The 11676-nt window shown below is 58.4% G+C and carries 13 protein-coding genes and 2 pseudogenes; 2 read left to right on the top strand and 13 right to left on the bottom strand.

What is annotated here, in order from left to right; translation table 11 throughout:
* The 6 genes from A7X77_RS30690 to A7X77_RS30665 form a co-directional block, all read right to left on the bottom strand.
* Positions 1-264: aldehyde dehydrogenase family protein (locus A7X77_RS30690; RefSeq protein WP_156668180.1), on the bottom strand; the 264-nt coding region annotated here is incomplete at its 3' end.
* A gap of 58 nt (positions 265-322) precedes the next feature.
* Positions 323-1579 carry an MFS transporter gene (locus tag A7X77_RS30685; RefSeq protein WP_197486916.1) on the bottom strand — a complete coding sequence of 419 codons (1257 nt, stop codon included), beginning with the start codon at positions 1577-1579 and terminating at the stop codon, positions 323-325.
* A 274-nt stretch (positions 1580-1853) separates the two neighbouring features.
* On the bottom strand, positions 1854-2219 hold the full coding sequence (locus A7X77_RS30680) for a response regulator transcription factor (protein ID WP_064686566.1): 366 nt from the start codon (positions 2217-2219) through the stop codon (positions 1854-1856).
* The gene (locus A7X77_RS30675; RefSeq protein ID WP_064686565.1) at positions 2216-2863 is read right to left on the bottom strand and encodes a response regulator transcription factor; all 648 of its coding nucleotides are present in this window, start codon (positions 2861-2863) and stop codon (positions 2216-2218) included. Before A7X77_RS30675 ends, A7X77_RS30680 begins: the two co-directional genes overlap by 4 nt.
* Positions 2864-3307: 444 nt before the next feature.
* Entirely contained in the window at positions 3308-3631 is a 324-nt protein-coding gene (locus A7X77_RS30670) for an ATP-binding protein (RefSeq protein ID WP_348626309.1), read from the bottom strand.
* A gap of 56 nt (positions 3632-3687) precedes the next feature.
* On the bottom strand, positions 3688-4668 hold the full coding sequence (locus tag A7X77_RS30665; RefSeq protein WP_156668178.1) for an AraC family transcriptional regulator: 981 nt from the start codon (positions 4666-4668) through the stop codon (positions 3688-3690).
* Between the two features lie 214 nt (positions 4669-4882).
* On the opposite strand from A7X77_RS30665, the gene A7X77_RS30660 reads away from it, so the two are divergent.
* Both A7X77_RS30660 and A7X77_RS32820 read left to right on the top strand, forming a co-directional pair.
* Positions 4883-6172: an epoxide hydrolase family protein gene (locus A7X77_RS30660; protein WP_064686562.1), complete on the top strand. Its 1290-nt coding sequence runs from the start codon at positions 4883-4885 to the stop codon at positions 6170-6172.
* A gap of 53 nt (positions 6173-6225) precedes the next feature.
* Positions 6226-6630: an OsmC family protein gene (locus A7X77_RS32820; protein WP_082928891.1), complete on the top strand. Its 405-nt coding sequence runs from the start codon at positions 6226-6228 to the stop codon at positions 6628-6630.
* A gap of 159 nt (positions 6631-6789) precedes the next feature.
* On the opposite strand, the gene A7X77_RS34470 is transcribed toward A7X77_RS32820, so the two are convergent.
* The 7 genes and pseudogenes from A7X77_RS34470 to A7X77_RS33625 all read right to left on the bottom strand — a co-directional run.
* Positions 6790-6984 carry an Imm27 family immunity protein gene (locus A7X77_RS34470; RefSeq protein WP_197486915.1) on the bottom strand — a complete coding sequence of 65 codons (195 nt, stop codon included), beginning with the start codon at positions 6982-6984 and terminating at the stop codon, positions 6790-6792.
* Positions 6985-7012: 28 nt separating this feature from the next.
* Positions 7013-8650, bottom strand: a complete 1638-nt coding sequence (tnpC, locus tag A7X77_RS30650) for an IS66 family transposase (RefSeq protein WP_064686560.1) — start codon at positions 8648-8650, stop codon at positions 7013-7015.
* Between the two features lie 45 nt (positions 8651-8695).
* Positions 8696-9043 (bottom strand): IS66 family insertion sequence element accessory protein TnpB, encoded by a 348-nt coding sequence (gene tnpB, locus A7X77_RS30645; protein WP_014330938.1) that lies wholly within the window; start codon positions 9041-9043, stop codon positions 8696-8698.
* Positions 9040-9432, bottom strand: coding sequence for an IS66-like element accessory protein TnpA (gene tnpA, locus A7X77_RS30640; protein ID WP_064686559.1), 393 nt, complete (start codon positions 9430-9432; stop codon positions 9040-9042). Before tnpA ends, tnpB begins: the two co-directional genes overlap by 4 nt.
* Positions 9433-9622: 190 nt before the next feature.
* Positions 9623-10816: an ATP-binding protein gene (locus A7X77_RS34345; RefSeq protein WP_197486914.1), complete on the bottom strand. Its 1194-nt coding sequence runs from the start codon at positions 10814-10816 to the stop codon at positions 9623-9625.
* A pseudogene (locus A7X77_RS34340) lies at positions 10790-11005 on the bottom strand (GAF domain-containing protein); the annotation flags it as partial. The pseudogene A7X77_RS34340 and the gene A7X77_RS34345, both read right to left, overlap by 27 nt.
* A gap of 21 nt (positions 11006-11026) precedes the next feature.
* Positions 11027-11676: pseudogene (locus tag A7X77_RS33625) on the bottom strand (histidine kinase); the annotation flags it as partial.

The following is an 11676-nucleotide window of genomic DNA, read 5'->3' as shown; positions in this document are numbered from 1 at the left end:
CTCAATTTCGCCGAGACGCTTTTCGTTTGCCCGGATCACCCGGCCGAGCTCAACCATAACCCGCCCGCGTTCGGACGGCCGCATGTCACGCCACCCCGAGAAAGCTTCATCCGCGACGTCGATTGCGTTCTTCACCTCCACGGCGCTGCTGTATGTAACCTCTTCCAACTTCTCGCCGGTTCCCGGATTGATCTTGACGCCAAACTCATCGACCGACGCCCCAACGTCCTTCCCGCCGATGTAGTTATTAATCCGGATCGTCATAGCTTTCTCCTTAGCTCTGTTTTGTGCGTGTTTTTCGATGTGCTCGGGCGAGCCACTCCTACCCGGGAAGCTCCTGTCCCAACTTTGGTTGGCGCGGGTCCTGGAGCGGTTTGCTGCCTGCAATTGCAAGAGCGAGCGCCAGGACGAGGCCGCCGACGGCCATCGTGGCAATCACCAACCCCGGCCAACCGAAGCGATCCCAGACAACACCTCCGACTGAACCGAGTGAGCTCGAACCCGCGTAGTAGGCGAAGAGGTAGAGGGCACTTGCGTGGCCACGATTCCCGAACGCTCGACGTGTCACCCAACTTGACGCGACGGTATGCGCGCCAAAGAAGCCCGCGGTAACAACGCCTATTGCGGTTATGATCAGCCAAAGCGGTTCAGCTGCCGTCAGGAGCAACCCGACCAGCAGCATGACGACTGGCCAGCCCAAGGCCGAACGAACGCCAATTCGTCCCGCGAGCTTTCCAAATAGCGCGGAACTCGCGGAACCAACGATGTACAAAAGGAAGATCGCTCCGATCTCCGAATGACTTAGCTGGTATGGCGGAGCGCCAAGGCGGAACGGCGCATAGTTGTAGACGGTGACGAATATGCCCATGGTGAGGAAGCCGCAGGCATAGAGCGCGACGAGCACTTTGTCAGCGAGCACGGTCCTATAAGCGCCGATGAACGCCGACAAAGACCGCCGTGTCGGCACGAAGCCTTTCGACTGCGGGACGGTAAGACAGAAAATAGCGGCTGCCGAGGTGCTGAACAGGCCCATCGCAGCTAGGGCCCACCGCCAATCCAACCATTCGGCCGCCATCGAGACGCCAAGCCGCCCGATCATCCCTCCGATGGCCGATCCGGCAATGTACAATCCGAGCGCGGGGCCGATCGCAGCCGGCGTCACCTCTTCCGCGACGTACGTCATAGCAACTGCCGGCACTCCTGCGAGTGCCAAGCCGGCAATGCACCGAAACACGAGCAGCGTTTCCCAGGCGGGTGCCAATGCAGCCAGGGAGCCGGACAGGGCCGCGAGGATCAGCGAATACATCAGCACGGTTCGACGCCCGAACCTATCCGCAATCCAGCTTGCGACCAGAATGCCGACCGCCATCGGCCCCGTCGCCAATGAAACCGCGAGACTGGCGCTTTGAGCTGACAAGTGAAAGGCGTTTGCGAACTCGGGCAAGAGCGGTTGGACGCTGTACAAAAGCGAAAACGTCGAGAAGCCGGCCATGACCATGGCTATAGACAGACGACGATACTCGGCTGTCCCGATTTGTATAAGTAGCGGCCCATCCATCACTTCACCAGAAATCTGCATTCGCCCAACGATTCAGTCGCGCAAAAGCTCGGCCATGATGCTGCACGCCCAACCCTGACTCCGGCAAATTAAGAAAAGTGAATTTTCGCTGCTTTGACTTCCTACGCAGTTCCCCTGCTTGTGATTGCTGGAAGGCCGATCTCCGATGAGGTTCACAAAGCGAATTTCAGGCACGCCATCGATCATCGCCGGCGTCTCGGCACGATGAGGAAACATAATGCCCAACGACGTTGAAGCCTGTCATCGTTTTCCATGAGGAACCCCTGGAGGCGAGCTAGATAGCAGCCTGGACGGCGGCGACGAGCGCCTTGCTGTCGAAGGGTTTCTTGAAAACTCTTTCCCTGTTGTCGGAGTTTGACTCGGCCAGCGCCGCCATCTCTAAATCGCCCGAGATGTAGAAAACCGGAAGCTCTGGTCGCTTGAGGGCGGTTTGACGGCTCAGTTCCACTCCGTTCATTTCGGGCATCGCGATATCGGTAATCAGGCAGTCGATCGTTGCGAGGCGCTTGTCCAACAAGAGGTCGCGGGCCGAACTAAATGCACAAACCGCGAATCCCTTGGATTCAAGCAAGTCCTGCAAAGCTTCCAGCACTTTTTGGTCATCATCGACGATGGCCACCATGTGCCTGGGGGCGCTCATTGAGGATGCGCTCCAGCGTATCTCGAGTGCAAGATGGAGATATCGAGCTTCGTCGCCATGCGTACCAAATCGGCCAACGAGGCCGCCTTCATCTTTTGCATGACGTGGCCGCGATGGACCTGGAAGGTTATTTCGCTGATCCCGAGTTCCACAGCAGCCTGTTTGTTCAGTAGACCACTCACGATAAGCGGCAGTACCTCCCGCTCTCGTCGTGTGAGGCTTTCAAAGCGCTCCCTGAGTGCACTCAATTCCTCGCGCTCCTGCATACGCCTCCTGTCAAGTTCGATCGCCCCCCGCACCGCGCTCAGGAGGGCCTCGCCCGCGAACGGCTTGAGGAGGAAATCGACCGCGCCAAGCTTCATCGCGCTGACGGACGAAGGAATGTCGGCATATCCAGTCAAGAAGACGATCGGCGGATGGTCATCGCTATGGATTTTTGCCTGAAATTCGAGACCGCTCATGTCAGGCAGATTAATGTCGAGGACCAAGCACGTAGGTTGCTCGGGTCTAGGTCCAGCCAAGTATTCCTTAACAGAACCGAGCGCCACGCTGCGAATTCGCACGGAAGCGAACAAATCACACAAGGACACCTGGACGACGGGGTCGTCGTCGACAACGATGACCAGTTCGTCTCCATGCGACATTGAATGCAACTCCTTCATGCGCGTGCGGAGAGCCTACCACATCTAACAACGGCACCAAACTTTGCATCTTGGGAGCTCAAAGTGCGCCGTCACGACATTACAAGGTATTGCAGAAAGCAGTCGACAACGGCTGCCCCCGAAGAGGATTTCGTCCTCGGCGGAGCCTAAGAAATGGGGAGCGGTGGCGTGTAGCCTGCATTCGCGCACCTTCGGTCGCCTACACATACTTGGCATTCACGAGAGCAGCTCGGCCTGCTGAGGATTGGCCGAGCGTCAGGTGATAGATGGAAAGTCGACGTACCATACCCGCACCCCTCGTCGAACACGCTAACTGTGGTTGTCTCCGAAATCCATTATACGTTTCTATAGGGTGAAATCTGGCCGGACCCTGCCCCGGTCTGCCGCGGTAATCTTATCAAATAATCTCGAAGAATTGGATAGGACCTAGCTTTGTTGGAGCATGTTCAGCGCAAATGCGAGCCGGGCTCCCTGCTCCAGGTTTTCCTCCCAAAGCCGACCACCATGAGAGTGGATCATGGATCGCGATACCGATAGTCCCATTCCCATCCCTGATGCCTTAGTCGTCACGAACGGCTGAAAAATCCGTTCGCCGTCCGCAATGCCCGGTCCACGGGCTTCCACTTGGACGACGAGATCGGCCTCTTCCATCTTCGTCCGGACGACCACCCGCATACACTCAGCTCCGCTTTCGGACATAGCTTCCGCAGCGTTTCTGATGAGGTTCACGATGACTTGTTGGGTTTGCAGTCCGACCGCCTATACGTTAGGTGAACGGGACGACCGTATCTGACGACACATCCTCCTCAGTGTGAGGCCTGATGTCCGTCACCTCGCGCGAGCGTAGCCGAAGGAGTTTCCCCGAACTGCTCTCTGTAACGAGCAGCAAATCGGCCCAACTCGAAGAAGCCGATGTCCATCGCGATCCCGGTTACGGTTGCTCCCGGAGGTGCCGCCAAAAGCTTCCGCCGTGCCTCCTCGAGTCGGCGGCGAGCAACGAACTCGTGAGGCGAGCATCCATGGACGCGTTTGAAGCTAAGCTGTAGTGAACGGACGCCAACCCCACTTGCGGCTGCGATTTCCTCGATACCTATGGCGTCCGTCAGATGAGCGTCGATCCACTCCTCGGCGCTTCGCACCTGACCACGGCTGACATCCTGCACGGGTTCCGCGGTTTCAGGCGATGCTTCGCTTATGCAGTCAACGATGAGGCTTACCAGAAGACGCTCAGCGTAAAGGCGTGATTTCCCCACTTCTGCTACTGGCGACCCCTGGCGTTCAACTTCGCACGCCATCCATCTCGCCATCGAGCGCAGAGCTTGTACGCTCGCACTCTCCGGCAGCACATTGAGCCAATTGGCAAACTCCGGCAGCTTGCGGAACCGTTGTTGGACGGAAGCTTTCACGAGATCACCGTCGACGGTCAGGAGAAGAAGCTTAAAGGGACTAATGTCGAGATGAAGGTCAGACCCAGGAGCGTGGATGACTGCGTTACCCGGATGCGAGTGAAATATATTCCCAGCTACCCGGTGACGAATAGAGCCATCCTCGTGTAGGAAAAGCCGAAAGTGATCGGAAAGTGGCCCTTCTGCCGTTAAATCCACGGCGCAGTCATGCTCGATGTAGGAAAAGCCGACGTTCCCCATATCCAGTTGGTTCCACCGGATGCCGTAGCGGAGATGGTCGACCTTGACGCTGCGGTTTCTCTCCCAGACCTGACCTGCGAATTCCGCGCCTTCGTCGAGATCGCCGCTCGCAAAAATCCGGTGTGTGCCCAGGAATTCCATGATCACGCCCCATACCCTTGAAGCATAATGCTACGGGATTTTAGTCGGCGAGCTACGCCAATACGACGACCCGTAAGTTGCGGAGTCCTATGCCTCTTGGGAGTTCCTTCGTCCCTATGCGAAAAACGAAAACAAGGGATTTTCGGATATCGCATAGCGACCCGATTGATTGTGTGACCTCCTATTCGGGTAATCGAGAAAAGGAGGAAGTGCCATGTCATCGATATCATCTAAGATCACGCGCCGTACCGTTCTCGCTAGCGCTGCGGCCGCAGGTACTGTCGGTCTTTTCGCAGGAAAAACTGCCGTGTCCGCCGGAGACAACGAGGCCATCAGACCTTTCCAATTCAAAGCGCCGGACGAACAATTGACCGATCTCCACAACCGTCTTCTGGCCACCCGCTTGCCCGAAAAGGAAACGGTCGACGACTTTTCCCAGGGCGTGCCGCTTAAAACGATCAAGCAGGTCCTTCAGCATTGGCAAACAAACTATGACTGGCGGAAAGTGGAAGCGCGGATCAACAGCTATCCGAACTTCATCACCGAAATCGACGGGTTGGATATCCATTTCATTCATGCTCGTTCGAAGCACGAGGATGCCATGCCGATCATCATCACGCATGGCTGGCCGGGCTCCGTCGTGGAGCAACTGAAGATCATCGAGCCCCTCACCGACCCCACCGCCCACGGCGGTGACGCTTCGGATGCGTTCCACGTCGTCATTCCATCGATGCCCGGTTTCGGGTTCTCCGGGAAGCCGGAGGCAACCGGCTGGGGACCGGAGCGTATTGCGAGTGCCTGGATCACGTTGATGCGGCGTCTCGGCTACGAACGTTTCGCCGCCCAGGGAGGCGATTGGGGCGGCATCGTCACCAACCAGATTGCCGTGCAAGCCCCGCCGGAATTACTCGGCATCCATACGAACTTCCCCGAAACAGTTCCTCCGGAGATTGACCAAGCAGCTTTCGCTGGCCGACCAACTCCAGCCGGTCTGTCTGACGAGGAGAAGGCGGCCTACGAGCAGCTCGCGTTCTTCTACAAACACGTCTACTACGCCTTCGAAATGGGAACACGGCCACAAACGCTGGTCGCGTTGGCTGACTCGCCCATGGGTCTCGCAACCTTCATGCTCGACCACGACGCACGGAGTCTGGAGATGATCTCCCGCTCGTTTGATGGAAAAGCTGAGGGGTTGACGCCCGACGACGTGCTCGACAACGTGACGCTCTTCTGGCTGACCAACACGGGCGTTTCGGCTGCTCGCCTGTATTGGGAGAACAAGATCGCATTCTTTTCTCCCAAGGGCGTCAAGGTGCCAGTCGCGTTGAGTGTTTTCCCGGACGAGCTGTACGCAACGCCGCGAACCTGGGCCGAGGCCGCCTACCCTAACCTCATCCACTACAACAAGGTGGCAAAGGGCGGGCATTTCGCAGCTTGGGAACAGCCGAAGCTCTTCACGGACGAGGTTCGGACTGGGTTGCGAAGCCTGCGGAAAGATAGCTGACCTGTCCGGCGCGCGCATATGCGCGCGCCGGACTCCTTCACCGGGGTACGATCATGCAACATGTGCATACTGCCACGAGAGAGACAATTGGCAGCCGAGAGAACGGCTTCGCGCGCAGCTCGGACGGTGCTCTCGACATTAGACTTTCAAATCCCGCCGGCAATCGACTGGGCACGAACCCTGAGCAGCTTGTCGCGATTGCCTGGTCAGTGAGTTTCGCAAGTTCGCTGAAACATGTCGCCGACCTCAGGCGAGTCAAGCTCCATTCCGATCTCAGGATATATGCCAATGTGGATTTATCGTCGGACGATCAGGGATATGTCGTCGGTGTCCGCCTTGATATCTATCCCAGAACTGGATCGCGACATTGCATCGCGTTGATTGAAGCGGTTCGACTTGAGTGTCCTTATTGCCGAGCGACCCGCGGGAACATCCATGCCCTTTACAATCTCGTCTGAGTTCGTCGAGGATAAGATCGCCCCGGGGAAATTGATAGGGTTGTTCGAGGAGTTTCCCGCTCCGGAGTATGGTATGTTCGCTGTGAGACCGTCTGGTACGAAGTATGCCTCCGGTGAGGACCGCGGCGGCTGGCACCGAGAGCTCGAGGATTTGCTCAGTTATCGTGGCTTTCTTCGAAGTCTGGGACTTCCGCCACCATGCTCTTCAGAGTGGGGGTAATCGAGAATCCAGGTCTCCCCCGTAGCGTCGTCCCGATACTCCGTCTTCCAACTGTCAGGTTCAGTTTTAATTTTAGAGAGGCTCTTTGTGCGAGAAAGTGCTTCTAATCCGATATATTCGTTCTTGCTACGCATTATGGTAAGCCTCGGGTGAGGCCGCATTTTAAGCGGCCTGATCTCTCAGGAATTGCTGGGGCTGCCAATGCCAAGGAAGCAATTGCTCCAGTTTGGTGACGGGCGTGTCGGCGATACGCGCTAGAACATCGGCGAACCACGCCTGCGGATCGACATCGTTGAGCTTGGCGGTCATGATCATCGTCGCCATGAAGGCGGCGCGATCGGCACCACGATCGGAACCCGCAAACAGCCACGACTTCCTGCCTAGAGCGAAGCCGCGCAGAGCGCGTTCGGCGGCATTGTTGGTCAGGCAAATCCGACCGTCGCCCAGGAAGGACGTAAAGCCCTTCCAGCGCTTTAACATGTAGTCGATCGGCTCGGCGACCGGCGAGCTGCGCGACAGCTTTGTCCGCTCGGCCCGCATCCAGGCCTCAAGCTCTTCGACAAGACGACGGCTGTCCTGCTGGCGTCGCGCCAGTCTTTCACTTGCAGCGAGACGATTGATGTCACGCTCGATATCGAACAGGGCATCGATCCGTTTCACGGCCTCGAGCGCAACCGGCGAGATCGGCGTGGCGTTCTTGCCGCGTTTGGCGTTCGTGGCGATGTCGGCGAGCACAAAAAACTTGCGACGCGAATGGGCCCAGCACAATGCCTGGGTCAGCGGACCGGAATCGCGGTCCATTTTGAAGAGCGGGTTGTAGCCGCCATAGGCATCAGCCTGCAGAATGCCGGTAAAGGTCTTCAGATGACGCTCGGGATGTTCCTGCCGTCGATCACGCGAGGCATAGTAGAGGGCGGCTGGCGGCGACGTTCCGCCGAACGGCCGATCGTCCCTGACATAGGTCCAAATCCGCCCGGTATCGGTCTTGCCCTTGGCCAGGATCGGCACCGTCGTGTCATCGCCATGTAGACGCTCGGCGGTCAGCACATGCGCCTCCATCAATCCGTGCAAGGGCTTCAAGACCGCGGCGCAAGCCCCCACCTGGTCGGCGAGTGTGGAGAGGCTGAGGTCGACACCCTCGCGGGCATAGCGTTCACTCTGCCGGTTCAGCGGCTGATGCTGGCCGAACTTCTCAAACAGGATCATCGCCAAAAGGTTTGGCCCGGCAAAGCCGCGCGGCGTCACATGGAAGGGTGCCGGCGGCTGGGCGATCTTCTCGCATTCCCGGCACGAGAACTTCTCGCGCACCGTTTGGATGACTTTCCACTGGCGCGGGATCACTTCCAATGTCTCGGTGATGTCCTCGCCAAGCTTTGCCAGCTTGGCCGAGCCGCAGCATGGGCAGCTTGTTGGCGGGGCAATGACGACACGTTCGCGTGGCAGGTGCTCGGGAAACGGCTTCCTTGAAGGACGCTTGCGCTCGAAGGCTCGGACCGTAGAGGACTTTGCCGCCAACTCCGCAGCCAATTCATCCTGGCTGGCATCAGCTTCCAACTCTTCGAGCTGCAATTCCATCTGCTCGAGAAGACGGGCCTTGCGCTCCGAGCGGCTGCCATGAATATCGCGCTTGAGCTTCTCGACCTCCAGCCTCAACCGGGCAATCAGCGCATCCGAATGCGAGTTCACCGCCTGCGCTCGGGCAGCAACGGCCTCGGCTTCACGGCGCGCCGCGCGCTCGGCAAGGATCATCGCATGCGCGCTGGCAAGGTCGTCGGGAAGCTGATCGGCCGCATCGGTCATGACGAGATGGAATCATATTCGCTCCCACCTTTCCAGCCATTTCCACTATCCAGCGGAGCTTGGACGCCAGGTTTTTTGCGGCATCCGCCAGTCGATTCCTTCGAGCAGATAGCCGAGCTGCGCCGGCGTAATCACCACCGTGCCGTCGGCCGCTGACGGCCAAATAAAGCGGCCACGTTCGAGCTTCTTGGTGAACAGGCAGGCACCCTGACCGTCGTGCCAGATCACCTTGATCAGTCCGCCCTTCCTGCCGCGGAAGCAGAACAAATGGCCGCTATGCGGATCACGCTTCAGCGTCTCCTGCACCATCAACGACAGGCCAGGAAAGCCCCTCCGCATGTCCGTATAGCCGGTAGCCAGCCACACCTTCACGCCACTGGGAACCGGGATCATCGCCGTTCCACGACATCGAGGATGCGCCCCAGAGCTTCGGTATCGACGTCACTGTCCACACGAATACGCCGACCACTGCCAAGCTCGATCGTCACGATGCTTATCTTCCTGCGCGGTCGAGGTGGCGGTGTCGCCTCCAACGGATCAGGCGCTGGCAACGCCGCGACAACCTCAATAGGGACAAATGGCGGCAGGGACGGAGCTGATATTTGGCAGAGCTCTTTGCGCCACCGGAACAACTGGCTGACGTGAATCCCCGCCGAGCGCGCCACATCCGAGATAACCGCTTCCGGCTCAAAGGTCGCCGCGACCAGCCGTTCTTTATCTTCCAGGGACCAGCGCCGCCGACGCCCGACCGACGTGATCACCTCAATATGCTGCTTCGTCATAGGACTACCCCTAGTGCTACCACTAGGACTTCCAATGTTCGGCTTCACATCACAAGACGGCCGTGACCGTGGGAATACGGTACGAACGCTCCGGCTCGGGTGCGGATTCTCATAGAGTTGCTCGTCGAGCGCTTCGGACAACCCTCAGGATTGACGTTATTCCGGGACGTTCGAAGTTAACGGCCAACGCTTATTCACCAGCGCCCGATGCGGACGTGAACCCGGGTAGCCAGAACCGCACGCTGGTGCCGTGTGGTGCGCAAGGTTCACCCCATATCCGCCCGCCGTAGTTTTCGACGATGTTTCTACAAATGGCCAGGCCTATTCCCAGTCCGTGCTGCTTCGTGGAGTAGAACGCCTTGAAGAAGCGGTCATATTCTTCCGCCGGCAGTAAGGGACCTGTATCGCTTACGGACGTGGTCACGCCTCCTTTGTCATCGACTTGGGTGGCGATGGTTAGGTTCTTCTCCTTTTCACCCGACACTGACATCGCGTCGATAGCATTGACCACCATGTTCATGATGACCTGCTGCAACTGAACTCGATCGGCTGAGACGAGCGGTGTCGCTTGTGCGAGATCAACTTGAACGTTGATGGTTTTGTGCCGGGCCTCAGAATGCAGCAGGGGAAGCGTGCTCAACACCAGATCGTTCAAGTCGACGCGCTCGCGAACCGGCGCACTCTTTTTCATGAGCGCCCTGATCTTGTCGAGAATGTCCGCTGCGCGATGCCCCTCCTCTTCGACGCGCTGGAGCGAACGTTGCGCTGCCCCGACGTTGGGTGGGGTCGCGGAAAGCCATTGGAACCCCGCGTTTGCGCTGGCCACCATGCCGACAAGCGGCTGTCGGATATCGTGTGCGATCCACGACGAAAGTTGCCCGACAGTCTCGATCCGGTTTGCGTGGGCCAATTCCGCCTGCAGGTCGCGGAAACGCTGTTCACTTTCGACAGCTTTGCGCTCCGCGATCTCCCGTTCTGTCAGGTCGAGTATGTAAGCGACACCTTCGCTCGCCTGGGCATCGAACGCCGCCGCGCCAATCAAGACCCTTACCCTACTTCCGTCGCGCCTGAAGTACTCCTTTGCGCGCGGCTGCATTACACCGGTAGCGGTTAATTCGGAGAGCGAGCCCGTTACGTGGGTCTGCCAGTCGGGTGGTGTCATGTCGTGCCAGGCCAGGCCTCGCTCCAAGTCTTCCCTGGTGTATTGGGTCATCTGAAGGAACGCGTCGTTGGCATCCAGCAGTCGCCCGTCCCGTGCCCAGATGACGATGCCGATTATGTTTGCATCGACGAGTCGCCGGATTCTGGATTGACGTTCTTCCAAGTCGCGAATTAGACGCGCTTTTTCGAGAGATGCTGCCGCCTGTGATGCCAGAAGTTTCAAGAGAGCGAGTCGGCTGGGCGTAAACGCTCCGGGAGCCAGATTGTTCTCAAGGTAGAGAAGCCCTACCCCGCTCCCCTGGTTCGTCAGGGGAACGCAGAGAACTGATCGAAGGCGGTTATCGCGAACATACGGATCGTCCCTAGACATGCCCGTTGCGTACGCATCCTCGAGAACGACTGGATCACCGGTCCGCGCAACGTAAAGAACAACCTATCGAGCAAGGTCAATCGAAGATACATCGTGCTGGGTTTGACTAATTGTTACAGCGCCCAGTCTGGTGGATGCCTCCGCCATCACCCGTAAATCTGCGCCCCCGATGTCTAGCAACAGGACAGCTCGTTGCGCGCCGGCATGCTCGATCGCGGCCTTCATCACGATGTCAATGAGCCTTTCCAGGACGATCTCGTTCGATACCGCCTCATGGACTTTGATGACGGTGGCCAAGTCCAATTGTTCCAGCGAATCCGGAGATGCGTCTCGAGGTAGAGTCGGCCCGTCGACCGCGTCCGTCCAAGCGATCAGCCCCTTATCCAAGAGAGCGACCTTTGCGTCCGCTCCCCACTTGTGAAAGCGCTCACGCGCTTCCCGCAAATATAGAAGGCCAATCTTTCCCAAGCCACGCGCCGCATAAAACCGCGCAGCGGCCTCGTAGGCGACCGCCTCGTCTTGCAAGAACCCGTTTTCTAGGGATAGCCGAATGCTCTCCTCGTAGAGGCGTTGCGCTTCCAGATCGAGCCCGTCCAGCCGAGCGGCTTCCGCCATAACGAGCGCGTGTTTGCCCGCAAAGGTCGGAGAGCGGGTTTGTACAAGCCATAGGCGCAGTTGGTCTTTGAAGCCGTCGAAGCGTTTGCGAAGTTCAC

The organism is Rhizobium bangladeshense, from assembly GCF_001662075.1.
GTDB lineage: Bacteria > Pseudomonadota > Alphaproteobacteria > Rhizobiales > Rhizobiaceae > Rhizobium > Rhizobium bangladeshense_B.
Note: the sequence above shows the minus strand (reverse complement) of the source record. Positions and strands in the feature narration are given on the sequence as shown.

Coding starts and splice junctions, on each gene's coding strand:
- A7X77_RS30685 (WP_197486916.1), bottom strand. CDS start 1,579: ATGCAGATTTCTGGTGAAGTGATGGATGGGCCGCTACTTATACAAATC.
- A7X77_RS30680 (WP_064686566.1), bottom strand. CDS start 2,219: ATGAGCGCCCCCAGGCACATGGTGGCCATCGTCGATGATGACCAAAAA.
- A7X77_RS30675 (WP_064686565.1), bottom strand. CDS start 2,863: ATGTCGCATGGAGACGAACTGGTCATCGTTGTCGACGACGACCCCGTC.
- A7X77_RS30665 (WP_156668178.1), bottom strand. CDS start 4,668: ATGGAATTCCTGGGCACACACCGGATTTTTGCGAGCGGCGATCTCGAC.
- A7X77_RS30660 (WP_064686562.1), top strand. CDS start 4,883: ATGTCATCGATATCATCTAAGATCACGCGCCGTACCGTTCTCGCTAGC.
- A7X77_RS32820 (WP_082928891.1), top strand. CDS start 6,226: ATGCAACATGTGCATACTGCCACGAGAGAGACAATTGGCAGCCGAGAG.
- A7X77_RS34470 (WP_197486915.1), bottom strand. CDS start 6,984: ATGCGTAGCAAGAACGAATATATCGGATTAGAAGCACTTTCTCGCACA.
- tnpC (WP_064686560.1), bottom strand. CDS start 8,650: ATGACCGATGCGGCCGATCAGCTTCCCGACGACCTTGCCAGCGCGCAT.
- tnpB (WP_014330938.1), bottom strand. CDS start 9,043: ATGATCCCGGTTCCCAGTGGCGTGAAGGTGTGGCTGGCTACCGGCTAT.
- tnpA (WP_064686559.1), bottom strand. CDS start 9,432: ATGACGAAGCAGCATATTGAGGTGATCACGTCGGTCGGGCGTCGGCGG.